General features: G+C 73.6%; 21 protein-coding genes. 8 read left to right on the plus strand and 13 right to left on the minus strand.

Annotated elements, in window-relative coordinates; genetic code table 11:
• Positions 1-26: 26 nt before the first annotated feature.
• Complete coding sequence (locus tag ABD385_RS28840) at positions 27-1646, plus strand: ABC-F family ATP-binding cassette domain-containing protein (RefSeq protein ID WP_344581584.1); 1620 nt, start codon at positions 27-29, stop codon at positions 1644-1646.
• Between the two features lie 470 nt (positions 1647-2116).
• Positions 2117-3061: a glycosyltransferase family 2 protein gene (locus tag ABD385_RS28845; protein WP_344581585.1), complete on the plus strand. Its 945-nt coding sequence runs from the start codon at positions 2117-2119 to the stop codon at positions 3059-3061.
• Here ABD385_RS28845 and ABD385_RS28850 read toward each other — a convergent pair.
• From ABD385_RS28850 to ABD385_RS28885, 8 genes are all read right to left on the minus strand, one after another.
• On the minus strand, positions 3009-3806 hold the full coding sequence (locus tag ABD385_RS28850; protein ID WP_344581587.1) for an ArsR/SmtB family transcription factor: 798 nt from the start codon (positions 3804-3806) through the stop codon (positions 3009-3011). The two genes, ABD385_RS28845 and ABD385_RS28850, sit on opposite strands and share 53 nt — an antisense overlap.
• Positions 3807-4096: 290 nt before the next feature.
• Entirely contained in the window at positions 4097-4579 is a 483-nt protein-coding gene (locus ABD385_RS28855; RefSeq protein WP_344581589.1) for an Hsp20/alpha crystallin family protein, read from the minus strand.
• A 386-nt stretch (positions 4580-4965) separates the two neighbouring features.
• Positions 4966-5193, minus strand: coding sequence for a DUF1918 domain-containing protein (locus ABD385_RS28860; RefSeq protein ID WP_344581591.1), 228 nt, complete (start codon positions 5191-5193; stop codon positions 4966-4968).
• A gap of 151 nt (positions 5194-5344) precedes the next feature.
• Entirely contained in the window at positions 5345-5818 is a 474-nt protein-coding gene (locus ABD385_RS28865; RefSeq protein ID WP_344581593.1) for an Hsp20/alpha crystallin family protein, read from the minus strand.
• 116 nt (positions 5819-5934) lie between these two features.
• Positions 5935-7425: an AAA family ATPase gene (locus tag ABD385_RS28870; protein WP_344581594.1), complete on the minus strand. Its 1491-nt coding sequence runs from the start codon at positions 7423-7425 to the stop codon at positions 5935-5937.
• 149 nt (positions 7426-7574) lie between these two features.
• Positions 7575-8228, minus strand: coding sequence for a CBS domain-containing protein (locus tag ABD385_RS28875; RefSeq protein WP_344581595.1), 654 nt, complete (start codon positions 8226-8228; stop codon positions 7575-7577).
• Between the two features lie 124 nt (positions 8229-8352).
• Positions 8353-9264, minus strand: coding sequence for a universal stress protein (locus tag ABD385_RS28880; protein WP_344581596.1), 912 nt, complete (start codon positions 9262-9264; stop codon positions 8353-8355).
• A 147-nt stretch (positions 9265-9411) separates the two neighbouring features.
• Positions 9412-11124: a CocE/NonD family hydrolase gene (locus ABD385_RS28885; protein ID WP_425585502.1), complete on the minus strand. Its 1713-nt coding sequence runs from the start codon at positions 11122-11124 to the stop codon at positions 9412-9414.
• 201 nt (positions 11125-11325) lie between these two features.
• Between ABD385_RS28885 and ABD385_RS28890 the strand changes: the two genes are divergently transcribed.
• A complete protein-coding gene (locus ABD385_RS28890) occupies positions 11326-11649 on the plus strand; it encodes a putative quinol monooxygenase (RefSeq protein ID WP_344581598.1) in 324 nt (107 codons plus the stop codon).
• A gap of 239 nt (positions 11650-11888) precedes the next feature.
• Here the strand turns inward: ABD385_RS28890 and ABD385_RS28895 are convergent, their stop codons facing one another.
• The 3 genes from ABD385_RS28895 to ABD385_RS28905 form a co-directional block, all read right to left on the minus strand.
• Positions 11889-12800, minus strand: coding sequence for a CAP domain-containing protein (locus tag ABD385_RS28895; protein WP_344581600.1), 912 nt, complete (start codon positions 12798-12800; stop codon positions 11889-11891).
• A 466-nt stretch (positions 12801-13266) separates the two neighbouring features.
• Positions 13267-14028, minus strand: a complete 762-nt coding sequence (locus tag ABD385_RS28900) for a DUF72 domain-containing protein (protein ID WP_344581601.1) — start codon at positions 14026-14028, stop codon at positions 13267-13269.
• Positions 14029-14123: 95 nt separating this feature from the next.
• Positions 14124-15422: an erythromycin esterase family protein gene (locus tag ABD385_RS28905; RefSeq protein ID WP_344581602.1), complete on the minus strand. Its 1299-nt coding sequence runs from the start codon at positions 15420-15422 to the stop codon at positions 14124-14126.
• Between the two features lie 496 nt (positions 15423-15918).
• Here ABD385_RS28905 and dnaK point away from each other — a divergent pair, with 496 nt between their 5' ends.
• Entirely contained in the window at positions 15919-17787 is a 1869-nt protein-coding gene (dnaK, locus tag ABD385_RS28910; RefSeq protein ID WP_344581603.1) for a molecular chaperone DnaK, read from the plus strand.
• Positions 17784-18437: a nucleotide exchange factor GrpE gene (gene grpE, locus ABD385_RS28915; protein ID WP_344581605.1), complete on the plus strand. Its 654-nt coding sequence runs from the start codon at positions 17784-17786 to the stop codon at positions 18435-18437. The genes dnaK and grpE overlap by 4 nt, the downstream gene beginning before the upstream one ends.
• Positions 18438-18459: 22 nt before the next feature.
• Here the strand turns inward: grpE and ABD385_RS28920 are convergent, their stop codons facing one another.
• On the minus strand, positions 18460-20010 hold the full coding sequence (locus ABD385_RS28920) for a nitrilase-related carbon-nitrogen hydrolase (protein WP_344581607.1): 1551 nt from the start codon (positions 20008-20010) through the stop codon (positions 18460-18462).
• Positions 20011-20216: 206 nt separating this feature from the next.
• Between ABD385_RS28920 and ABD385_RS28925 the strand changes: the two genes are divergently transcribed.
• Both ABD385_RS28925 and ABD385_RS28930 read left to right on the plus strand, forming a co-directional pair.
• Positions 20217-21488, plus strand: a complete 1272-nt coding sequence (locus tag ABD385_RS28925; RefSeq protein WP_344581608.1) for a sensor histidine kinase — start codon at positions 20217-20219, stop codon at positions 21486-21488.
• Positions 21485-22192, plus strand: coding sequence for a response regulator transcription factor (locus ABD385_RS28930; RefSeq protein WP_344581610.1), 708 nt, complete (start codon positions 21485-21487; stop codon positions 22190-22192). The genes ABD385_RS28925 and ABD385_RS28930 overlap by 4 nt, the downstream gene beginning before the upstream one ends.
• Before the next feature lie 30 nt (positions 22193-22222).
• On the opposite strand, the gene ABD385_RS28935 is transcribed toward ABD385_RS28930, so the two are convergent.
• Positions 22223-23185: an NAD(P)H-dependent flavin oxidoreductase gene (locus ABD385_RS28935; RefSeq protein WP_344581612.1), complete on the minus strand. Its 963-nt coding sequence runs from the start codon at positions 23183-23185 to the stop codon at positions 22223-22225.
• Between the two features lie 134 nt (positions 23186-23319).
• Between ABD385_RS28935 and ABD385_RS28940 the strand changes: the two genes are divergently transcribed.
• Positions 23320-23652 carry an ArsR/SmtB family transcription factor gene (locus ABD385_RS28940; protein WP_344581613.1) on the plus strand — a complete coding sequence of 111 codons (333 nt, stop codon included), beginning with the start codon at positions 23320-23322 and terminating at the stop codon, positions 23650-23652.
• Positions 23653-23658 lie beyond the last annotated feature (6 nt).

The raw sequence follows: 23658 nt of genomic DNA on the forward strand, positions 1-23658 counted from the left end.
TCGCTTCCTTACGTTTGGGCCGATTTATGGGGCATGTAGAAGTCGCACACGTGGAGTACTACCTGCCGGACGGGCGGGTGCTGCTCGACGACGCCTCGTTCCGGGTGGGCGAGGGTGCCGTCGCCGCGCTCGTCGGGGCGAACGGCGCGGGCAAGACCACGCTGTTGCGGCTGATCTCGGGCGAGTTGAAGCCCCACGGGGGCTCGGTGACGGTCAGCGGGGGGCTGGGAGTGATGCCCCAGTTCGTCGGCTCCGTGCGGGACGAACGGACCGTGCGCGACCTGCTCGTCACGGTCGCGCCGCAACGGATCCGGCAGGCGGCGCACGCCGTCGACGAGGCCGAGACGGCCATCATGGAGCGCGACGACGAGGCCGCGCAGATGCAGTACGCCCAGGCACTGAGCGACTGGGCGGAGGCCCGCGGGTACGAGGCCGAAACGGTCTGGGACATGTGCACGATGTCCGCGCTCGGCATCCCCTACGAGAAGGCGCAGTGGCGCGCGGTGCGGACGCTCTCCGGCGGCGAGCAGAAGCGGTTGGTGCTGGAGTCGCTGCTCCGGGGCACGGACGAGGTGCTGCTGCTCGACGAGCCGGACAACTACCTCGACGTACCGGGGAAGCAGTGGCTCGAAGGGCAGTTGCGGGAGACCCGCAAGACGGTGCTGTTCGTCTCGCACGACCGGGAACTGCTGTCGCGTGCGGCGGAGCGGATCGTGAGCGTGGAGCCCGGGCCGGCGGGCAGCGACGTGTGGGTGCACGGCAGCGGCTTCGCGACGTACCACGCGGCGCGGGCCGAGCGGTTCGAGCGGTTCGAGGAGCTGCGCCGGCGCTGGGACGAGAAGCACGCCCAGTTGAAGCGGCTGGTGGTCGACATGCGGCAGTACGCGAAGCGCAGCGACGAGATGGCGTCGCGGTACCACGCGGCGCAGACGCGGTTGCAGAAGTTCGAGGAGATCGGCCCGCCGCCCGAGCCGCCGCGTCCGCAGAAGATCACCATGCGGCTGAAGGGCGGCCGCACCGGCGTCCGTGCGGTGACCTGTCAGCAGCTCGAACTGACCGGTCTGATGAAGCCGTTCGACCTGGAGGTCTTCTACGGGGAGCGGGTCGCCGTCCTCGGGTCCAACGGTTCGGGGAAGTCGCACTTCCTGCGCCTGCTGGCCGGCGAGGAGGTCGCGCACACCGGGCAGTGGAAGCTGGGCGCCCGGGTCGTGCCGGGGCACTTCGCGCAGACGCACGCCCGGCCGGAGCTGTTGGGGCGCACGCTGGTCGACATCCTGTGGACCGAGCACGCGCGGAGCCGGGGTCCGGCGATGAGCGCGCTGCGCCGGTACGAGCTCGACCAGCACGGTGACAAGCCCTTCGAGAAGCTGTCCGGCGGGCAGCAGGCCCGGTTCCAGATCCTGCTGCTGGAGATCGGCGGGACGACCGCGCTGTTGCTGGACGAACCGACGGACAACCTGGACCTGGAATCGGCCGAGGCCCTCCAGAAGGGCCTGGAGGCGTACGAGGGGACGGCGCTGGTGGTGACCCACGACCGGTGGTTCGCCCGGTCCTTCGACCGCTATCTGGTCTTCGGACAGGACGGCAAGGTCCGGGAGGCTCCGGAGCCGGTGTGGGACGAGCGGCGGGTGGAGCGGCGCCGATAGCCGCGGCGGGCACGGCAGTTGGGGTCCGTCCCCTCCGCGGGGCGGACTTCTCGGCCGTGTTCGGTCCGGTTTCCGTTCCGCCGTTCGGGCTGTTGCGCACCGTGGCGGGACCCGGCCCGGGTCGCCCGAGCGTCCTGGCGGCGTGCGCGTCGGCGTCTGCCCGCGCCACAGGACGCGGCCCGCGTCCCACCGTCCTCAGCCGTGCGGCCGGCGCGCCGCGCGAGCGCGCTACCGCACGGGGACGTCCGCGTCAAGGCGCTCGATTCCCACCCGGAAGAGTGCCGTTGACCCTCTTCTTGACCCAGTGGTTCACTTCCCGCGTCACCCGCACCACGCCGCGCACCCCGGCAGACACCAGGGCATCCCCGAGTCGTCGAACGCCGTGGGCACCGCCACGTCTCCGGGTGAGCATCGGTCACGGATCTCCTTCACCAGGCTGCCGCCCGTCGAGGAATGAGGCCCACCGGAGCATGAGGATCAGCGTCGTCATCCCCGCCTACCGTGCCCGTGACGCCTTGGAACTGTGCCTGTTGTCCCTGGCCCGCCAGTCGCTCGACGCGGAGCACTCGGCGGAGGTGATCGTGGTGGACGACGGCTCGACCGACGGCACGGACCGGATGGTCGCCGCCCTCCCGGCCGGCCTGGACCTGTGCTACGTGTACGAGCCCCGCTCCCCCGCGTCCGGCCGGGCCCGGGCCCGCAACCTCGGCCTGGCGCAGGCGGTCGGTGACCTCGTCGTACTGCTCGACGCGGACCAGGTGGTGGCGCCGACGTTCCTGGCCGAGCACGTCCGGGCCCATGCCGGGAGGGACGACCTGGTGGTGGTCGGCCGGCGGTTCCAGTTGGGGGACGGGCCGGTCGACCGGGAGCGGCTGCGGTACGAGTTCAGCTTCGAGGCGCTGCCGCCGGTGGTGCGCGGCGACGAACGGGAGCCGGTACTGGAGGCGTTCGGCTGCGAACTGGCCGGACTGGAGACTGCCTGGCACTACCTGTGGGCGTGCAACGCCTCGGTCCGGCGCAGTCACCTGCTGGCCGCCGGGGGGTTCGACGAGGCGTTCGTCGGCTGGGGCCTGGAGGACGCCGAACTGGGCTTCCGGCTCGTCCGGCGCGGTCTGCGGCTGCGGTACGCCACCGAGGCGGCGGTGTACCACCTGCACCGGGCGCCGGTGTCCCCGGCGCGGCACCGGCAGTGGCGGCGCAACCTCGCCTACTTCACCGCCAAGCACGACGAGTTGGTGGTCGTCCTCCAGCGGGCGTTCGAACCAGCCATCGACCCGGCGGGCGCGGGCCGAGGGCGGCACGAGTGCGCGCTGCGCTTCGAGCTCGCCGCCCGGGCGCTGGCCGGCCGCCGGGCGCCCGGGCTCACGCCCGTGCGGGCTCGGGCAGCGTTTCACCCGTCTCCAGCAGGGTCTTGAGGCTGGAGAGCAGGGCGGGCCAACCGTGCTGGACCATGCCGCGGGCGGTGGAGTCGGGGGCGAAGCCGTCGTGGACGACGGTGAGCTTCACCAGGTCGCCGAGCGGTTCGATCTCGAACGTCACCTTGGAGCGCGGCTCGGCCGCGAGCCGGGCGAGCACGTCGTCGGCGACCCCGGCGCCGGCGGCCCACTCGGGGGTGAAGGTGTGCCAGGTGTAGGAGAGCCTTCGGTGCGGGGTGGACTCCAGGACGACCTGTTCGGGGTGGTCGGTGGTGGCGCCGCGCTCGGTCCAGGTCATGGGTGATCCGGTCCGCCAGTCCGAAGCGAACTCCACTCCCCAGTAGCGACGGGTGAAGGCGGGATCGGTGAGGGCCTGCCAGAGCCGTTCCGGCGTGGTGCGGATGTAGGTGGCGTAGACGAACGCGTTGCTGTCCATGGGGGGTGCCTCCAGTGCGTGCTTGAGGTCGGCGAGGGCGCGGGCCCGGCCGCGGTCGTAGTGACTGAGCCAGCGGTCCGCGAGGGCGTTGATCGGCTCGGCGTTGAGGTAGTGCAGCTTCTCCCGTCCGCGGCGGAGGGTGGTGATCAGGTGGGCCGCCTCCAGGACGGCGAGGTGCTTGCTGACCGACTGCCGGGTCATGTCCAGCTCCGCGCACAGCTCCCGCAGGGTCTGTCCGTTGTGGGCGTTGAGGCTGTCCAGCAGCCGGCGGCGCCCCGCGTCGGCCAGTGCCTTGAAGACCTCGTCCATGCCCGTTCTCCTGCCCCACCCCTGATGTGCAGCCGGATGGCTGCACATCCAACGATAGGCAGCCGTTTGGTTGCATGTCAATCGATGGACATCGTCCCAGCTCAGGGCGGGTTTCCGGGCTCAGGTGCACGACTTCTCGCGGAGGCCCCACGGTGGTGCGTGCGTGCGTGCGTGCGGCGGAGTGTGCGTGGGCGATCGGTGCCTGGCCAGCCGGACTGACGGTGTTTCAGATCGCTGAGACGTACGGGCAGGCGCGACAACTGCCGTCGCCGCGCCCGCCGTTCCCGGGGTCAGTCGGTGATCTCGATGTGTCGTGGCGTCGCGGCCTGCGCCTTGGGGATGGTCACCGTCAGCACCCCGTCCGTGAGGTTGGCCGTGACCTCGTCGGTCTTGACGTCCACGGGCAGCGCCGCGCGGAACTCGAACTGGCCGGTCCGGCGGGTGGTACGGCGCAGGACGCCCTCCCGCGCGCACTCCTCGTGTTCACCGCTGATGCGCAGCTCCCGGTCGGCGATCTCGACGTCGATGGCGTCGCGTTGCACACCGGGCAGTTCCGCCTCGACGACGTACGCCCGGTCCGTCTCGTGCAGATCCGCCAGCGGCGCCCAGTGAGGCCGTCCGCCGAGCGCGGACGTGCCGCCGGCGGACTCCAGGAGGCGGCCCATCCGCTCGTAGAGGTCGTCGAACTCCGAGGCGATCGGCTCGCCCCAACTCAACGGCGGCAGGACCTGTTCCAGGAGGCTGCCGGGCCGGTGTCGCACGGGCATGTTCATCGCGGTCACCTCCGCGAGGACTGTGGTCGGCTGGTGTGATGCATGCCTGGTTCCATGCTGCGCGCCCCGGTCCGGGCCGGCGACTTCGGTGACCGGACCGCCGGTTCAGCCGAACAGGCCGGGCACCCGGATGGTCCGCACCGGCCGCTTCTGCTTCGGTTCCTGGCGCGGTGGCAGCCGACCGCCGGGGACCGCGTCGGCCCGGACGGGGTGGGGGCCGGTGCCGTCGGGAGCGTCGGCCGGGCCAGGTGTCCCGACGCCTCCCGGTTGGTCGGTGCGGCCCGGGCGGTCCTTCCGGTCGGGGCGGCCCGGGCGGCCCCGACTTCCGATTCCGGTGGGCTGCGTCCGGTGGCGGCGGCGGCCCGCCGCTTTCCGTGCCATGGGGACTACACCGCGTGCCGGGGCGCTTCGGCCCGCGCCGGCCGGCCCCCGCGGGCGCCCTCGGTCACGCAGCCCGGGCCGGGGAAGATCTCCGTCTCGTGACCGTCCTCGTACCGCACCCGGTACGGGGGTTCGCCGCCGGGGCCAAGCACCTCGACGACGGTGGCCCGGTGCTCCGGATCGCCCACTGCGCGTCCGGTGAACCGCAGTACGTCTCCCTCGTGTGCCTCCATGGCCGCTCACCCTTCCCTGCGCTGCCGTGACTCTGCGCGTACGCCGCGTCGGGGCGTGCGCCGCGCCTGCTTCCAGTGTGCGTGCGCGGCCGCGGACCGCACGGGGGACGCCGGACGGCCGGCGGGCAACGCCCCGCGGCACCCCGGCGGTTCACCCCTGGATCTCGACGTGCCGCGGCGTGGCCGCCTGGGCCTTGGGCACCGTCACCGTGAGGACGCCGTGGGAGAGCGTGGCGGTCACCTCGTCGGCCTGGACGTCCACCGGGAGCAGCGCCCGGTACGCGAACGTGCCGGTGGGCCGGCCGCGACGGCGCAGCGTGCCCTCCTGCCCGGACTCCCGCACCTCCCCCGAGACGATCACCTCGTGTTCGCCGACCTCGACGTCGACGTCCTCGCGGGAGATCCCCGGCAGTTCGCACTCGACGACGTAGGCCGCTTCGGTCTCGTGCAGGTCGGCCGGCGGGACGAAGGCGGTCGTCCCGGTCGGGGACGGGGTGCGCGAGGCGGCCTGGAGGAAGTGGTTCATCCGGTCGAAGATCTCCTGGAAGTCGGCCGTCGGCTGGGGCCGGCCCGGCCCGTGCTCCCCCAGGGGGCCGGCGCGGTGGTGCCTCGGCAGTTCCCTCACGGTCACCTCCCGGTGCGACAGCAGAAGCTTCTGCTCCTTCCATGCTGGGCACCGCCGGCGCGCCGCCGCGACTCGGCGGGCCGCCCGCTGCCTGACACCTCGTCGGTTCTTGGTGGTCACTCGCCGTGGTACAGACGGTCCGCGCCGACGAGGAGGACCTCGCCCTTGGCCTCCGCGGCACGCAGCTCCGGGCCGAAGCCGACGCCGCTGTAGCAGGCCGGCACGGCCTGACCGGTGTCCTCGCCGGCCGCGGTGAGGAGGGCCAGGAGCCGGCGCAGCCGCTCCAGGTGCGGGGCGTCCATCACCTCACCGAAGCGGGCCAGCCCGACCGACAGCAGCACCCCCGGGCGGCCGTCGGCGATGCCCCGGACCACCACCTCGGCGTCGAGCCGGGCGTCGCCCGCCGGATCGGGCACGGTGCCGCGGACCGCCGTGCTCACCTCGCCCCCGAAGGTGTCCCAGGCCGCGTACTGGGTGGCCCAGTCACGGCAGAGCTGGGCGAAGTGCGGGGCGGCCACCGTGGCGTCGAACTCCGGCCGGATCCGGTGCCAGACGCTGGCCGGGTCCTCCTGTTCCAGCGCGGCGCGGTGCGGCCAGGCGATGGCGTGCTCGAAGGCCAGCAGGGGTTCGGCGATGCGGTAGCGGGTCAGCCCCGGGCGGAACGCGTCGGGTTCGGCGTGCAGCAGCCCGTGCTTGTGCATCACGGCCAGGACGTGCGAGACGTCGTGCAACGAGGCTCCGAGGCGGTCGGCGATCCCGCCCGGGGTGGACCGGCCGCCGGCGATCGCCACCAGCACCGAGTGGCACAGTGCGCGGTCCGCGTAGTCGCCCTCCTGTTCCAGCAGGTGGCGGGCCTCCCAGAACAACGGCACCCGGGGGTTGAGGACGGTCCGGCACACCCAGGAGTCGAAGTCGTCGGGGCCGGCGGGCACGTCGTCGCAGACCAGGTCGCCTCGGTAGGCGGGGGTGCCGCCGACGACGGCGTGCACCTGCACCGCGAGCCGGGGCGCCCGGATGCCCCAGAAGCGGGCCGCCTTGCGGAAGCCGAACGGCGGGACGGCCAGTTCCAGGGACGCCACCGCGTGCAGCGACGACGGGCCGGCGAAGAGCCTGCGGATGACGGCGGGGCTGGCGCCGCTGAGGATCAGGCGCAGGCGGTTGTCCGGGCGCTCCCGGCGCACGCGCAGGTACGCGCCGTGCAGCACCGCGGGCAGTGCGGGGCTGTGCCCGACGAGGTCGGGGAAGTCGTCGATGATCACCGGCGCCGGCCGCTCGTCGCCCAGCGCGAACATCGCCTCCACCGCCTCGTCCCAGCGGTGCCAGTGCGGCGGCCGCGCCGCGCCGGTGTGCTCGGCGAGCCGCTCGGCCAGCCGCCGCAGGGATTCCGCCTCGGCCGCCGCCTGCCCGTCGAAGTAGAAGCCGTCGGTGGCCCGGCCCACCGCCTCCAGCAGGAAGGTCTTGCCCTGCCGGCGCTGCCCGGAGACCAGGGCGAGGGTGGGTCCGGGGCCGGGTTCGCGGGCGAAGCGCACCAGGTCCGCCCACGCCTCGGCACGATCGAACATCCGGTCCGGACGGGCCGGGAGGTCAGTGGCGTCCGAGGGCGACACGGGCCCGCTCCCCTCGTTCACGGGCCGCCGGCGGCGACCGGCGGCCGACCTTGCTGTCCGTACGGTTCGCTGTGGGTCAAGTACACCCCCGGCCGACGGCGGCTGCCCGGCCCGGTGCGCCGTCCGGGGCACCGGGGCGGGCGGCGCCGTCAGCCCGGTTCCGGCGCGGGCCGGACGGTGGTGCCGTCCGGTGCCCGACCGTCCCGAACGGCGTCGTCACGGTCGAAGGTGAGGCGGTCGATCACTTCGATCACCCCGTCCACGCTCTCGCAGAGCCGGACCGCGATCGCCACCAGGCTCTTGCGCTCCAGTGCGCCGGTGAGCGTCACGGTGCCGTCGGTGACGTCGACGGTGACAGCGGACGGCGCGACCCCCAGCGTGCGGGTCAGCACCTCTTCCAGGATCTCCTCCTGGATCGCGCGGTCGCGCCGCAGGAACAGCTGGACCAGGTCGCTGCGGCTGATCACCCCGATGAGCCGGTCGGCGTCGTCGACCACGGGCAGCCGCTTGACCCGGCGCTCCTCCATCGTCCGGGCCGCCTCGACGACGCTCCACTCCGGCCGCGCGACCACGGCCGGGCTGGTCATGATCGCCCCGGCGGTGGCCGCCCCGGCCTTGGAGAGCTGCCGGCGCAGCAGATCGGCTTCGGAAACCACCCCCACCGGCCGGCCGTCGTCGTCGACGACCGCCACGGCCGTGATGTCGTACTCGTCGAGCAGCCTCGCGATCTCCCGGAACTGGGTGCCCCGTTGGACGGTGACGGCGTTGGGGGTCATCAGGTCGGCCACTCTGCGGTGCCTCATGGTGGGCCACTACCTCCGGGTGTGCAGCGATTCGTCGGCCCCGGCCGGTTTCGACCGGAGTCCTGCCTTCATGATCCCGCGTCCGGCGCCCGAACGGCGTACGGGTCCGACGGACAGAAGCGCCCTAGTCGTGCGGAACCACGGCGACGGGGCAGGTCACGTGGTGGACGGCGGCATGGGTGACGGCGCCGATCCGGGGTCCGGGCAACCGGTGGTGCCGCCGGCGACCGACCACCAGGAGTCCGGCCCCGGCGGCTGCCTCGACGACGGCCCGGGCCGGGTTGTCCGGCAGCACCGTCCGCTGCACCAGTACGCCGGGGAACCGTGCGCACCAGGGGGCCAGGGCCTCCGCCAGCTCGCCCTCCACCGCCGCGGACACCTCGGCCGCCGCGTCCGGGTCCACGCCCCACGGGGTGTAGACCCGGGCGGGGAACGGCTGGCCGTGCACCGCCTGGAGGAGCGCCCCGCGGCTCGCCGCCGCGTCGAAGGCGAACGCCAGCAGGTGCTCGGCGGGCCCGCCCAGGCCGAGCGCGGCCACCACCCGTGGTCCGCCGGCCGCCGCCGCGGGGCCGTCCGACGGCTCGGCGGCCGGTGGCGCACCGCCCTGCGGTTGCGCCCCACCGGCCCGCACCAGCACCACCGGCCCCGGCGCCCGGGCCACCACGCGCAGGCTGACGTCGCCCAGGACGAAGCTCTCCCAGGTCGTGAGGGCCCGCGAGCCCAGCACCAGCAGCCGGGACTCCGCGGCGGCCCGCAACAGCGCCGGCTCCGGCTCGTCGCCCACCAGGTCCTCGATGATCGGCAGCTGCGGATGACGCTGCCGGACCGCGTCCGTCGCCTCTTGGACGACCTTGCGGGCGAAGACGTTCTGGTCCCGCTCGGGGGCGGTGTCCGGTGCCTGGGCGGCCAGCATGATCCAGGCGTGCAGCAGGCGCAGCACGGCGCCCCGGCGGTGTGCCTCGTCGGCGGCCCACAGCGCCGCCGCCAGGCCCTCCGTCGAGCCGTCGAGCCCGGCGGTGATGGTCTCCGGCTCCATGACTGTCCCCCAACGCTTCCGAGGACGGTGCGCGCGCCCCGCTATCGAGCCTGCGCGCCCGCGCGGCGCGGGGCCAGTGGGCCGGCCGGTGGGCACCGCGCGGGGGCGCGAACGGCCCGGGCCGCCGCGGAGGGGCGGCCCGGGGCGTCACCGCACCGGCAGCGCCAATTCGGCGGGGCCGTCCGCCGGCGTCCCGAAGGCGACGCTGCTCCCCCGCGGCGTGCGGCCGCCGTACAGCGGGTCGGCGGTGTCCACGACGAGGGCGAGCCGGTGCCCGGCGGGCAGGTCGTACGCGGTGGGGAAGAGCGTGATGTCCAGCGGGAAGGCGCGCCCGGGTTGCTTGCCGGTCCAGCTCTGCGGCGCGTGCGCGATCAGTTTGCCCACGCCCAGGGCGTTCACGTCGTAGAGGTACGCGAACGCGGTGCCCTGCGGTGCGGACGCGGTGACGGCGGTGTGCAGCCGCGCGGCGCCGCGGAGGTGCTGCGCGGTGCGGTACGGCGCCGACTGCCAGACCGCGGCGGCGCTGCGGGACAGCAGCGGGACGACGACCGTCGGCGGCAGGCCGACGACCTGGTCGAGCGCTCCGGACAGTTCGGCGATGCCGCCGTCGGCGCCCGAATCGGTGCCGCCGGACACCCGCCGCCACCAACCGGTGCCGGCGGGGTCGGAGCCGGCCGGTCCGCCGAGCGTCCCGGTGCCGCCGGCGTCCGGGCGGCCCAGTCGCAGGTGTTCGGTCCGCGAGCTGACGGCCTGCCAGTTCGGGTAGCTCTCCTCGCCGCCGCCCGGCCGGACCGTCAGTTGCACGCCCCCGTCCGGCCCGGCCGCGCCGCCGGAGCCCTTGAGGTGGCTGTCGAGCCACCGCCGGGCGCTGGTCCAGGTGGCGTTCGGCAGGCCGAGCAGGCTGGTCAGCTCCTGGGTGGCGTGGTCGCCGGGGCGCAGTTCGAGCCGCTTGGGCCCGGTCAGCCGCTGGTAGAAGGAGGTCATCTGGCCGGGGTTGAAGATGCTGTCGCCCCAGGCGTTGGCGAGGAAGACCGCGGTGCCGTGGGCGTTGATGCGGTCGACGTAGGTGGCCGGTGACCGGGTGTGCGCCCACTGGACGACGCGGGGCATGTCACGGTCGGCGAAGAGGTCGGCCAGCACCCGGGAGAACTCCGGGCTGCGCCGGCCGGTCGGCGTCTGGATGGCGGCGAGCAGCCCCGCGGCCTGGACGTGCCGGGTCCGTCCGCTGTAGAGCGAGTCGGTGAGGTCCGCCCAGCCGCTGAGCGAGGCGACCGCCTTGACGCGCGGGTCGAAGGCGGCGCCCAACAGGGTCAGGCCGCCGCCCAGGGAGAGCCCCACCATCCCGACGCGGCTCCGGTCGCCCGGGGTGTGGGCGAGCGACCAGTCGATCACCGCGGAGATGTCGGACACGTCCGTGGGCCCCGCCACGTCGATCCGCCCGCCGGAGCCCCAGAAGCCGCGCACCGTGTAGGTCACCGCGACGTACCCGGCGGCGGCCAACTGCCGGCCCTGCGCCACGTACTCCAGGTCGTTCTGGCCCCAGCTGGCCGGCTGGACGACCAACGGGTAATGGCCGGTGCGATCGGCTCCGGGGGTGCCCGGGGCGGGGGTGAAGACGTCGGCCTTGAGGACGGTGCCGTCCTTCATCGGGATGTCGGCGAGCCGGAAGGCGGGGGCGGCCGCCGCACCGGCGACGGGCACCGCGGGCCGGTGCCGCACGGCCGCCGCGGCGGGACCGACCGGCACGGCGACGGCCAGGGACGCGGCAACCGCCGCCGCACATAAGGACGTTGCGGCGCGCCGTCGGTGTCGGTGGCGCCCACCAAGGGGGCTGCCTGCGGTACGGCGGGATCGTGCCATTGCTGCTCCAGGGTTCTGACCGCGGCGCCACGGTGGCGTCCGTCCGGTGCGGTGATCGGGAGCGTAGGACGGCGCGCCGACCTGGGACGAGATCATGATCAGCCAAAATTACCCACGGGTAACACGTCCGCCACGACGCCCACTTGGCCGCGCAGCCGGGGCGAAATGCGAGAGATGGGGCAAATGGTTTAGGGTGTTCGGATGATCTTTATCGTTGTGAAGTTTTCGGTGAAGCCCGAACACGTCGAGGAGTGGCCCGAGAAGGTCGGCGCATTCACCCGCGCCACCCGGGAGGAGCCGGGCAACCTGTGGTTCGAGTGGTCGCGCAGCCTTGAGGACCCGAACACCTACGTCCTGGTCGAGGCGTTCCAGGACGACGCCGGCGAGGCGCACGTCAACTCCGACCACTTCCGCGCCGGCCTGGAGGCCATGCGCCCCCTGCTGCGCAGCACGCCGGACATCGTGAGCACCACGATCGCCGGCGCCGAGGGCTGGAGCGCGATGGGCGAACTCTCCATCGACTGACCCCGTACGACCCGACGCAGCGGCCGACGCCACTCAAGGTGGGCGCCGGCCGCTGCGCCGTGTCCGCGACCCGTCGGCGGCGGGCGGTGGCAGCAGCGCTGCACTCGCCCGCGCGGGATCAGAGCCCGAGGGCGGCAACCGGGCCCTCGCCGTCCCCTGCTCACCGGCCTTCGCCGAGCACCATGCCACCAAGGCCCTGCATTACAGCCGGGAACGGACGGCGATGACCTCCCGCACGACTACCCGGCGTCGGTGAAGTCCTGGGTGAAGTAGAACCACGTGGCTGGTACGCCGTCTCTGGTCACACCGGGGCCATAGGCTATTCCCATGCCCGCGTTGGCGTGATGGGGGTCGAGAAGGTTGGCCCGGTGGCCTGGTTCCCCCATCCACCAATTGCAAGCATCCTGAGGAGAAGGCACAGCACCGTTTCCCGAGAACCACCCGGAATAGACGTTCTCGAAACCAGACACCCCTACCGCTTTCGTGATGCGATCCGGTGGCGTACTGCCGTCCGATCCGACGTGGCCGGGCCAACCGTTCCACACCTGATCTTTCAGCCCGAAATGATCCGCAAGATCCTGGCTGTGGGCGCGCGTCTCGGCCACCAGCCGTGGATCTATCCGTACGTCCTCGGCGCCGGCCTGTCGACGCAAGCTGTTGACGAGGTCGAAGGTCTCGATTTCCTGCCAATCCATGGAGTCTTGGGGCTCGTCCGTCCAGTGGTCGATGACGTACGTCCAACCACTCGCTTGATGGCCGCCGCCCGTGGCGCACGCCCCCTTCTCGGGAAAGCCGTCGAAGAACATCGCCTGGCACTTCCCGCAGGAGCGCCAGTTCGTCTGCCGCGTCGGGGTCTCCACCGAGCCGTCATGCAGGACGGCACACATGTAGCCGCTCGCCTGATGGCCACCTCCGGTGGGGCACACGCCTTTGTTGTCCAGGAAACCGTCGAAATACAGGGCGTAGCATTTGCCGCACTGCCGCCAGTTGATCTGCTGAGTCGGGCTTTCCGTGGCGTCCGACGAGAAACCGTAGGCGAATCCCCATGCCTTGTGTCCGCCGCCGGCCGGACAATCGCCCTTCTCCGGAAGCATGTCGAAGAACAAGGTCTGGCACTTGTAGCAAGAGCGCCAATCGAGCAAAGTGGTCATCGGGTCCTCCACGCTTGGTACGCGACCTGGCGCTTCACAGCGGAGTCGTACGATGCCCCCTTCCAGGGTGACCGACGGGGAGCACTTCCGCGACGCGGACGCCGGCAGCAGCTCAGTGGAGTTGACGAACCGGCCGCGAGATCACCCTCCGAGATACCCAACTGCATCAGCCCAATTGCATCAGGATTGGTGGCTGCACCGGGACTCGGACCTTCACTCCTTGGGCGGCAGCACTGCTCAGTCATGCAGTGGAGGGCAGCAGCAAGGTGCCAGCCCCCAGCCGGCTTCAGGCGCTCCGGAGCCCGACGCTCCCCCAGTCATCACGGCGCGTCCGGCGCCGGCACGAAATCCGCCTGGAGGAAGCCCAGTTCGGAAGGGCCGGGCCTCGGTGCGTCGTCCGCGAGGTGGGTGACCGCGCACAGGCAGCGGGGTGGTGGCTGGGGCGGTCCAGTCCCTCGGCTGCCGGCTATCGCGCCGGCGGTGTGCGGGTCACGGTGCGGCCCACTGCGGTGGCCGTGCGGGCGAAGCGGGTGGCGTCGAGGACGGCGGCCCCGCCCGGGTCGTTGTTGAAGTACGCGTAGACGTCGCCCCGGTCCGGCCAGGCGGCGGCGATCCGGTGCACCCAGGCGTCGAGTGCCTGGCGTCCGTAGCGCGGCCAGGGGGCCGCGGCGCCTTCATGGAAGCGGAGGTACCCCCAGTCGGTGGTCCGCCACAGGGGCGTCACCGGCCGCGAGCCGCGGTCCGCCCAGCACAGTGCGGCGCCGCGGCGCTCCAGTACCGTGCGGATCTCCTCGGTCCACCACGAGGCGTGGCGCGGTTCGACGGCGACCCGGGTTCCGGTGGGGAAGCAGCCCAGGCAGGTGTCCAGCAGGGCGGCGTCCGCGCGCAGGGTGGGCGGCAGTTGGAGCAGGACGGGGCCGAGGCGGGGGCCGAGGTGCGCGGCGTGCGCCATCAGCCGCCGGACCGGTTCCTGCGGGTCGCGGAGGCGTTTGACGTGGGTGAGGTAGCGGCTGGCCTTGACGGCCATGACGAAGTCGGTCGGGGTGCGGTCCCGCCAGTCGGCGAACGTCGTGGCCTCGGGCAGCCGGTAGAAGGCGGCGTTGCTCTCGACGGTGGCGAAGTGCCGGGCGTACTCCTCCAGCCAGCGCCGCTGCGGCACGTCCGAGGGGTAGAGGACGCCGCGCCAGTCACGGTATTGCCAGCCGGAGGTGCCGAGGTGCAGGGGCATACGGGATGCGTCCCCGGTCCGGGGCGGGGCGTACCGGTCGGCGGGCGGGGCGGCCCCCGGGGCGGGCGACGGCCACCCCGACGGGCCGCTGGTACTCAGAAGAGCACGGAGGGGTCCCGGGTCACCGTGGGAGTGGCGAGGACGGCGTCGAAGGCCGCGGGCACCGGGGTGGCGAGGGTGGTGCTCTGGGAACGGATGCGGTTCGGCAGCGGCTCCCCGTCCGTGTCGCGCGGCGGCCGGCGGAGGTCGGTGAGGGTGATCCGGTCGCCGAGTCCGGCGTCGATGAGGGCGGCCTCGACGCTGCCGGGCTCCGGGGGTGCGAGCGGGGTGTCCGCGACCGTGAAGCCGACCGCGCGCCGGGCGTCCAGGACCATCTCGGGGACGTGGTCGGCGGTGTGGGTCACGGCCACCGCACGGTAGTCGGAGCCGAGCGTGCGGGCCAGGTGGTGGCCCATGGGGAGCGTGGTGAGCGGACCGCCGAAGTCGATCCGGGTCTTCTGGACGTGGTTGTTGTGCGCGACGAGGACGAGGCGGGCGCCCGGCGCGCTGCGCGCGAGGTGCCAGTGCACCGACTCGGCCAGGTAGCTCTCCCGGAGGGCGAGATCGCCCGCGTCGCCCCGTCCGGATTGCAGGGCGTGCACGGCCCGGAACAGGGCGTCGGTGTGGCAGGCGGCCTCCAGGCGGCGGCGGGCGACGTCGTAGCGCTCCTGACCGCCGCGGGCCGTGTACCGCGGTTCCTCGGCGCGCAGCCGGAGCAGGAGGCGGGCGAGGGCGGCGGTGAGCGCGTCCTGCTCGGCCGGTTCGAGGCGGGCCCAGGCGGGCGCGGCGGCGGCGCCGGAGCCGATGCCGGCGAGGAACCGGTCGCTGATCTCCAGTGCGGTGTCGAGGAGCGGCAACGCGTCGGGGGCGACCTCGGCAAGGTAGGCGCGCAGCGGGTCCAGGGCCGGCCGCAGGGCGCCGCCGGCCTCGGGCAGGTCGAGGCCGGCGAAGCGCACGGGGTGGCGGCCGGTGCGGTTGTGCCGGCGCAGCCAGCGCAGGAAGTCGCCGGCGCCCCATTCGGCGGCGGTCCGGCTGACCTCGGCCAGGCCGTCGTCGGCGCCCTCGCCGCGCAGCCAGGCGTCGAGGGCGAAGCCCTCGCTGAAGCCGTATTCGTAGGCGAGGACGGTGAAGCCGCAGCGCTCGGCGAGGAACCGCACGAGGCGTCGGCGGGCGAGCGAGAACTCGGTGACGAAGTGCGCGCCCTCGCCTACGGCGACGACCCGGGCGTCGCCGACGATCTCCCGCAGTGGTTCGAGGTCGTCGAGGTCGTGGTGGGGGTCGAGCGTGGTCAGGGCGGTGGTGTGCGCGCGGAACCAGGCGGCGAGCGGAGGGTGGGCGGGGGTCCGGTCAGGCATGGCGCAGCCTCTGTCTCTTGCGGGATCGCGGGCGGGAGCTCGCACGGGATCCTTCGCGGGATCCTTCGCGGGATCCCTCACGGGGTCTCCTGCGGGTCCGGAAGGGGTGGGCGTCCGCGGGCCGGCGTGGCGGCGGGACGCGTGCGGGCGGGCGCGGGCGGCACCGGGACGCCGGTGTGCCGCGCCTGTCGGAGGACGCCGTCAGAGGAAGTTGCTGTGCCTCGCCATGCGGCGGACCGTAACACCGCCCGCGACGGCCGCGCAGCCGGATTTCCGGCGCGGGCACCCGCTCCCCCGCCACCGTGGGGAAGATACGGAATAAAAGGTGCATCTTGACAGGTGGCGGGGCACGTTCTATGCAGATGATGTAGCCGGCTTGGTCGCCGTATCAGCAGGTGAGAGGTGGTGTGCGGGTCGTGGTCGGGCGCTGTCCCGACCAGTGCGGGCCCGCAGCGCGCCGTCGCCCCGGATCGGGCCGCGAGACGAGGAGTGGACCATGGCACGAGCAGTCGGGATCGACCTCGGGACGACGAATTCGGTGGTCAGCGTGCTGGAGGGCGGTGAGCCGACGGTCATCACCAACGCCGAGGGAGCCCGGACCACACCGTCGGTGGTCGCCTTCGCCAAGAGCGGGGAGGTCCTGGTCGGCGAGATCGCCAAGCGCCAGGCCGTGACCAACGTCGAGCGCACCTGCCGCTCGGTCAAGCGCCACGTCGGGGACGCGCAGTGGCGCTTCCCGGAGAGCGGCGACATCGACGGCAAGCGCTACACCGCGCAGGAGATCTCCGCGCGGGTGCTGCAGAAGCTCAAGCGGGACGCCGAGACCTACCTGGGCGAGGACGTCACGGACGCGGTGGTCACCGTGCCGGCGTACTTCAACGACGCGCAGCGCACGGCGACGAAGGAGGCCGGGGAGATCGCGGGGCTGAAGGTCCTGCGGATCGTCAACGAACCGACCGCCGCCGCCCTCGCCTACGGCCTGGACAAGGAGAACGACCAGACCATCCTGGTCTTCGACCTCGGCGGCGGCACCTTCGACGTGTCGCTGCTGGAGATCGGCGAGGGCGTGGTCGAGGTGAAGGCCACCAACGGTGACACGCACCTGGGCGGGGACGACTGGGACCAGCGGGTCGTCGACCACCTCACCAAGCAGTTCAAGAACGCGTACGGGATCGACCTGGCCCAGGACAAGATGGCCACCCAGCGGCTGCGCGAGGCCGCGGAGAAGGCGAAGATCGAGCTGTCGGCGGCCACCGAGACGACGATCAACCTGCCGTATCTGAGCGCGTCGCCCGAGGGGCCGCTGCACCTGGACGAGAAGCTCACCCGCGCCCAGTTCGAGCAGCTGACCGCGGACCTGCTGGAGCGCTGCAAGGCACCGTTCCACAACGCGGTCAAGGACGCCGGCGTCAAGCTCGCCGACATCAACCACGTGATCCTGGTGGGCGGTTCGACCCGGATGCCGGCGGTGACCGAACTGGTCAAGGAACTGACCGGCAAGGACCCGCACAAGGGCGTCAACCCGGACGAGGTCGTCGCGATCGGCGCCAGCCTCCAGGCCGGTGTCCTCAAGGGCGAGGTCAAGGATGTCCTCCTGCTGGACGTCACCCCGCTGTCCCTCGGCATCGAGACCAAGGGCGGCATCATGACCAAGCTGATCGAGCGCAACACCACGATCCCCACCAAGCGCTCGGAGACCTTCACCACGGCCGAGGACAACCAACCGTCCGTGCAGATCCAGGTCTTCCAGGGCGAACGCGAGATCGCGGCGTACAACAAGAAGCTCGGGATGTTCCAACTGACCGGCCTGCCGCCGGCCCCGCGCGGCATCCCGCAGATCGAGGTCTCCTTCGACATCGACGCCAACGGCATCATGCACGTGACCGCCAAGGACCTGGGCACGGGCAAGGAGCAGAAGATGACCGTCACCGGCGGTTCCTCGCTGCCGAAGGACGACATCGACCGGATGGTCCGCGACGCCGAGCAGTACGCCGAGGACGACCGTCGCAAGCGCGAGGCCGCCGAGACCCGCAACCAGGGCGAACAACTCGTCTACCAGACCGAGAAGTTCCTCCAGGACAACGCGGACAAGGTGCCCGCCGAGGTCAGGACCGAGGTCGAGTCCGCCGTCGGCGAGTTGAAGGAGAAGCTCAAGGGCGAGGACGGTGCGGCGATCCGCACCGCGTCCGAGCGGGTGGCGACCGTCTCGCAGAAACTGGGACAGGCCATGTACGCCGACGCCCAGGCCGCCCAGGGTGCGGCCGGTGCCGAGGGCGCCGGCGGCGGCCAGCAGGCCAAGGCCGAGGACGACGTGGTCGACGCCGAGATCGTCGACGACGACAAGCAGGAAGGAGGCGGACGATGAACCGTCCGACCGATGTCGGTCGCCTCCCCCGCCCGCCGCTCGCCCTGGTCGGGCGCACCGGGCCGGAACGCGGTCCGACCCCGCCGCCCCGCGCGCAGCCGGACCCGGCGCGGCCGGAGCGGCGCGCCGCGCCCCCGGGTCCCGCCCGGCGCGGCACCAAGGGGCCCGACGCCGTACGGCTGGCGGCCGAACTGCGCGAGCGCACGGCCGATCTGCAACGGCTCAAGGCCGAGTTCGACAACTACCGGCGGCGGGTGCACCGCGACCGGCTGGCCGTCGGCCAGGTCGCCGTGGCCAACGTGCTGGCCCGGCTGCTGCCGGTGCTCGACGCGATCGCCGAGGCCGCCGAGCAGGGCCAGGTGACCGACGGCTTCGGGCGCGTCGCCGCCGTCCTGGAGACGGAGTTGGCGGCCCTGGGCCTGACCTCCTTCGGCACGGTGGGTGAGCCGTTCGACCCGACCGTCCACGAGGCGGTGGCCTACACCCCGCCCGAACCGAACGGGCCGGTCGCCCGGAGCGCGCCGGACGGACCCGCGGTCTGCGCCGAGGTCGTCCGCCGCGGCTTCCGGGTCGGCGACCGGCTGCTGCGTCCCGCCGAGGTGTCCGTGACCGGTGCACGACCGGGTCCCCGCGCCGGCCGACTCCCGTGACCGGCAGGCCGGTCGGGCCCGGTCAGCCGGCGCTTCGGGTGGGCGCCGCAGGGCGTCGGCCGGCGGTCGCGCCGGCCGCCAGCAGCGCCCCGACGGCGGCCAGGCACAGCCAGGCGAAGCCGTCGCCGATCCGGTCGTAGACCGTGGTGGTGCCGTGCACCGGGACGTACGCCACGGTGGCCTGGCGGTCGGTGGTGAAGTAGTCCGTGCTGGCGAGTACGCGCCCCTGGTCGTCGAAGGCGGCCGTGACGCCCTCGGCGTCCGGGCGGACCAGCGCGTAGCCGGCCTCGACGGCGCGCAGGGCGGCCTTGCGGGTGTGCGCGCGCCCGTACTCCGCCCAGTCGTGGGAGGGGACCAGCATGATGTCGGCGGGCACCCGCATCATGCCGGGGAAGTCGGCGTCGTAGCAGATGACGTTGGCCAGCCGGCCGTACGGGGTCGCGGCGGTCGGGACCCGGCCGTCACCGGGGACGAAGGTCTCCGAGCCGGGTATCGGATGGGCCTTCTGGTAGGTCCAGCGGACGGTGCCGCCGGGGTCGACGAGCAGCGCCTCGTTGCGGCCGTAGGCGGGCGGTTGGGCGGTCTGCACACCGAGGCCGACCTCCAGGTAGACCCGGGAGCTGCGGGCCGCCGCCCGGGCCGCCGCGATCGTCGCGGACTCGTCGGCGGCCAGCACCCGCACGCCCTGCTCGGGCCAGACTACGATCTTCGCGCCGGCCGCGGCCTCCCGCCGGGTGGCGGCCAGCAGACTGTCCAGGACGGCGCGCTGGGCCGGCCGGAGGCCCGGCGGCGGGTGGGCGACGAGGTCCGCGCGCCCGCCGGTGGCCCGGGCGTACGCGGCCTTCTGGGCCCGGATCAGGGCCGCGTCCGCGGTGACGGCGGCGATCCGCACCGTCGGCCCGTCCGGCGGGCAGAAGGCCAGTCGCGCGCCGCCAGCGAGGACGACGGCCAGCACCACCGACGCGCAGGTGACCACGGTGCGCCGGGCCGCGCGCCACGAGGCCGCCTCCCACAGCGCGTTGACGGCCGTGGCGCACCAGGCGAGGAGGAAGCCGATGCCGTAGGAGCCGGTGACCGAGACGAGTTGCAGCAGCGGCAGGACGTCGACCTGGGTGGCCGCCTGCGAACCGTAGGCGGTGCCGAACGGGGAGAGCAGGGTGATCAGGAACTCCGCCGCGGCCACCGACGCGGGGAACACCAGCAGCGCCGCCCAGGGGCGCACCCGGCCGACGAGCAGCCGGTCCAGGAGGTACGGCAGGGTCAGCAGGGCGGCGAGGCCGACCGCGCCCGCCAGGACGAACGGGCTGAACAGCGCCGACTCGACCAACCAGCCGACCGCGGCCGCGGTGTTGGCGAGCCACAGCCACAGGGCGCCGGACCAGACCCGGCCCGTGCGGGCGAAGCGCAGCAGGAGGACGGGGAAGATCCAGGCCGCGGCGGCGACGTCCCAACGGCCGCCGACGGCGAGGAGGTGGGCGGCGGTGCCCAGCGTCAGCCAGGCCCAACGGGCCCGGGCCGCGGGCGGTCGGGGGCCGGTGCGGTCCGGCCGCCCGGCGGTGCTCGTGGTGTTCACGTGGTTCGTCGGTCCCTTCGAGGTGACGCCGGGTGGCGCGCTCCGGTCTGGGGTCGACGCTAGGGAGGCCGGGGCGGTCGCGGCGTCGTCCTGGGTGGGGATCCGGGGCGGGGCCCGCGCAACCCTGGTTGCGTCGGCGGCGTTTCCGTTCCCTCCTCGGGCAGGATCGCCGGGGCCGGTGCGGCTGGATAGCCTTGCGGTCAGTCATGGACACGCAATTCACGGCCGCGCTGCGCGGCCTCCGGCACTGGTTCGCCCTGCGGCGCGGCTGGCTCACCGACCTCGCCCTGGGCGGCGGGCTGACCGCTTTCGACGTGCTGACGCTGCTGTCCCGCGCGCCGGCGCCGGGACCGCTCGGGGTGGTGCTGTGGGGGCTCCAGACAGTGCCGTTGGTCCGGCGGCGCCGTTGGCCGCGCGCCGTGCTGTGCGCGATGACCGCGGCGTTCGTCGCGTTCGAGGTGGCGGATCCGGTGCCGGGCAAGATCCCGGGCCCGTACCTGCTGGTCTTCGCGGTGTACGCGGTGGCCCGGTACACGCCGGTGCCGACCGGGGTGCGGTGGACGGTGCTGTCCCTGGCCACCGCGGTGACGACGGACCTGCTCACCGGACGGACCGGGCCGCCGCAACCGGGTTCGGTGGAGCCGGTCACCGCCACCACCTTCGTCGTCTTCTACGGGGTCGCCTGGCTCGTGGGGTACGGGCGGCGGCGGATCGTGCTCCAGGCCGACCGGCTGCGCGACCTCAACGAGCGGCTCGGCGACGCCAACGCCCACCTGCGGGAGGCCAACGAGCGGCTGCGCGCCGAGCGGGCCGTCAACGCCCGGCAGGCGGTCGTCGCCGAGCGGGCCCGGATCGCCCGCGACCTGCACGACGTGGTCGCGCACCACGTGAGCGCCATCGCCGTCCAGGCCCGCGCCACCGAGGAGGTGCTGCCGGACGCACCGGCGGACGGCCGGCGGGGCGTGGCCCGGATCGCGACGACCGCCGACACCGCGCTGATCGAGATGCGGCGCATCCTGGGCCTGCTGACGGCCGGTGGGGAGCGGGCCGCGGAGCAGGACGGCCTGGTCGGCCCGGCCCAGGAGCCGTCCCTGCGCCACCTCGACCGGCTCTTCGCGGCGGTGGAGGCGGCGGGCTGCCGGGTGACCTCGACGGTGGACGGGCCCCTGGGGGACCTGCCGCCCGCGCTCCAGGTGTCGGCCTACCGCATCGTCCAGGAGGCCCTCACCAACGTCCTCAAGCACGCCGGACGCACCGACGTGCGGGTGGCGCTGCACCGGGACGGGGCGGCGGTGACGGTGACCGTCGAGAACGGGCCGGCGAGCGCCGGGCACCGGCCGCCGCCCGGCTCCGGCCGGGGGCTGTTGGGGGTGCGCGAACGGGTCGGTGCGTTCGGCGGCACGGTGCGTGCCGGGCCGCGTCCGGACGGCGCCGGCTGGCGCCTGTCCGCCGCCCTTCCGCTGGAGGTTCCGGCATGACGATCCGGGTGCTCCTCGCCGACGACCAGGAGATGGTCCGGGACGCGCTGCGGGCGGTGCTCGGCCGGCGCCCGGACTTCGAGGTCGTCGGCGCCGCGGCGGACGGCGCGGAGGCGGTCGCGCTCGCCGTCGCACTGCGCCCGGACGTGGTGGTGATGGACATCCGGATGCCGGGCACGAACGGCGTCGAGGCCACCGGCCGGCTGCGCGCCGAGTGGCCGCACCCCGGTCCGCCGCCCCGCGTCCTGGTGTTGACCACCTTCGACCTCGACGAGTACGTGCACGCGGCGCTGCGTGCCGGGGCCGGCGGCTTCCTGCTCAAGAACAGTCCGCCGGACCAACTCGCCCACGCCATCCGGGTGGTGGCCGACGGCGAGGCGATGCTCGCGCCCAGCGTCACGCAGCGCCTGATCGGCGCCTTCACCGCGCTGCCCGCCGGGCTGCTGCCCGGCGCCCCGCCGCCGCCGGGCGACGCCGCCCGGCGCGTCGGCGCCCTCACCGCCCGCGAGTCGGAGGTGCTGGTACTCGTCGCCCGGGGCCGCTCCAACCTCCAGATCGGCGAGGAACTGGGGCTGTCCCAGGCCACCGTGAAGAGTCGGGTCAACCGCATCCTGACCCGGCTCGGGGTGGCGAACCGCGTGCAGGCCGCCCTGCTGGCCCATGAGGCGGGCCTGCTCCGGTCCGGCCCGGACGCGCCCCGGTAGCCGCGGGCGCGCGGGCTCGGCTCGTCCCCGTCAGTGGCGTCCGGCCCGGGCCAGGGCGTCGGCGGCCTCGGCGGCCAGGGTGGCGACGAGGTCGGCGGCGGGGGGCCGGTCGGTGACGAGGTCGACGCCCTCGCCCGCCCAGACCGGTGCGGGCGGCACCTCGCCGCTCGCCACGTCGGCCCGGTAGGCCCGGCGGGTCGCCTCGGGGTCCCCCACGAGTTCGTCCTCGCGGCCCCGCCACCGGTCGAGGTACGGGTGTCCCAGGGTGCGCGCCGTGTACTTGGCGGGCCATCGGGAACTCCGGGCGATGTCGAGGATGCGGTTGCGCTCGGTCTCCTGTCCGCGTCCCCGGACGAGCGCCTCGGCGGTCGGGGCGTCGACGAGGGCCTCGGCCGTCGCCTGGAAGCGGGTGCCGACGAGCGCCCCCGCGGCGCCCAGGACCAGGGCCGCGGCCACCCCGCGGCCGTCCGCGATGCCACCGGCGGCCAGCACCGGCACCGGTGCCGCCAGGTCCACCACGACCGGCACGAAGGGCAGCGTCGATCGGCCGTGCCGGGCGCCGTGCCCGCCGCTCTCGGTGCCCTGCGCCACGATGACGTCGGCGCCCAGGTCCAGTGCCTGCCGGGTCTCCTCCAGATCGGTCACCTGGACGATCACCGCCGCTCCGGCTTCGCGGACGCGCCCGACGAAGGGGGTGGGGTCCCCGAAGGAGAACATCACGGCGGTGGGTTCGCACTCCAGCGCCTGCTCGACCGCGGCGGGGCCGATCGCCCAGGACTGGAAGCCGACGCCCCACGGCTTCCCGCAGCCCGCCACCAGCGGCAGTTCGCGGGCCAACCACGCCGGCTCCCCACCCCCGGCCCCCAGCATCCCGAGCCCCCCGCCGCGCGAAACGGCCGCCGCCAGGGCACCGCCGGCCGCCCCTCCCATCGGGGCCAGGGCGATCGGGTGCCGGACACCGAACGACGCGGTGAACGCCGTCGACAACGTCATGACCGTCCTCCTCAGGTACGCGTGACCGTCCTGGCTTCCTTCCCCGGCGGGCAGGGGGCCGACACGCCGGCACCGGCCCGCCCAGGCATCGAGATATCGTGGTGTGTCGGAATGCCTGGCGAGAGAGGTGGCTCATGGGTGCGACGGCGGGACCGGCGGCGGGCGAGCTGATCGAGGTGTTCAAGGCCCTCGGCAACCCCGCCCGTCTGCAGATCATGCAGTGGTTGAAGGACCCGGAGGAGAACTTCGTGGCGTACGAGCCGATCGCGGACCGCGGGTCGGTCGGGGTGTGCGTCACCCACATCCAGGCGAAGTCGGGGCTCGCCCAGTCAACCGTCTCCAGTTACATGAGCACGCTCGAACGGGCGGGGCTCGTGCTGCCCACCCGGGTGGGCAAGTGGACCCACTACCGGCGCAACGAGGAGCGACTGGCCGAGGTGGCACGGGCGATCGACACCAGTATCTGATTGACG

This window comes from Streptomyces lunalinharesii (assembly GCF_039532155.1).
Taxonomy (GTDB): Bacteria; Actinomycetota; Actinomycetes; order Streptomycetales; family Streptomycetaceae; genus Streptomyces; species Streptomyces lunalinharesii.

Coding starts and splice junctions, on each gene's coding strand:
- ABD385_RS28895 (WP_344581600.1), bottom strand. CDS start 12,800: ATGACCACTTTGCTCGATTGGCGCTCTTGCTACAAGTGCCAGACCTTG.
- ABD385_RS28855 (WP_344581589.1), bottom strand. CDS start 4,579: ATGAACATGCCCGTGCGACACCGGCCCGGCAGCCTCCTGGAACAGGTC.
- ABD385_RS28840 (WP_344581584.1), top strand. CDS start 27: ATGGGGCATGTAGAAGTCGCACACGTGGAGTACTACCTGCCGGACGGG.
- ABD385_RS28845 (WP_344581585.1), top strand. CDS start 2,117: ATGAGGATCAGCGTCGTCATCCCCGCCTACCGTGCCCGTGACGCCTTG.
- ABD385_RS28925 (WP_344581608.1), top strand. CDS start 20,217: ATGGACACGCAATTCACGGCCGCGCTGCGCGGCCTCCGGCACTGGTTC.
- ABD385_RS28885 (WP_425585502.1), bottom strand. CDS start 11,124: ATGGCACGATCCCGCCGTACCGCAGGCAGCCCCCTTGGTGGGCGCCAC.
- ABD385_RS28905 (WP_344581602.1), bottom strand. CDS start 15,422: ATGCCTGACCGGACCCCCGCCCACCCTCCGCTCGCCGCCTGGTTCCGC.
- ABD385_RS28880 (WP_344581596.1), bottom strand. CDS start 9,264: ATGGAGCCGGAGACCATCACCGCCGGGCTCGACGGCTCGACGGAGGGC.
- ABD385_RS28875 (WP_344581595.1), bottom strand. CDS start 8,228: ATGAGGCACCGCAGAGTGGCCGACCTGATGACCCCCAACGCCGTCACC.
- ABD385_RS28850 (WP_344581587.1), bottom strand. CDS start 3,806: ATGGACGAGGTCTTCAAGGCACTGGCCGACGCGGGGCGCCGCCGGCTG.
- grpE (WP_344581605.1), top strand. CDS start 17,784: ATGAACCGTCCGACCGATGTCGGTCGCCTCCCCCGCCCGCCGCTCGCC.
- ABD385_RS28900 (WP_344581601.1), bottom strand. CDS start 14,028: ATGCCCCTGCACCTCGGCACCTCCGGCTGGCAATACCGTGACTGGCGC.
- dnaK (WP_344581603.1), top strand. CDS start 15,919: ATGGCACGAGCAGTCGGGATCGACCTCGGGACGACGAATTCGGTGGTC.
- ABD385_RS28935 (WP_344581612.1), bottom strand. CDS start 23,185: ATGACGTTGTCGACGGCGTTCACCGCGTCGTTCGGTGTCCGGCACCCG.
- ABD385_RS28860 (WP_344581591.1), bottom strand. CDS start 5,193: ATGGAGGCACACGAGGGAGACGTACTGCGGTTCACCGGACGCGCAGTG.
- ABD385_RS28930 (WP_344581610.1), top strand. CDS start 21,485: ATGACGATCCGGGTGCTCCTCGCCGACGACCAGGAGATGGTCCGGGAC.
- ABD385_RS28940 (WP_344581613.1), top strand. CDS start 23,320: ATGGGTGCGACGGCGGGACCGGCGGCGGGCGAGCTGATCGAGGTGTTC.
- ABD385_RS28890 (WP_344581598.1), top strand. CDS start 11,326: ATGATCTTTATCGTTGTGAAGTTTTCGGTGAAGCCCGAACACGTCGAG.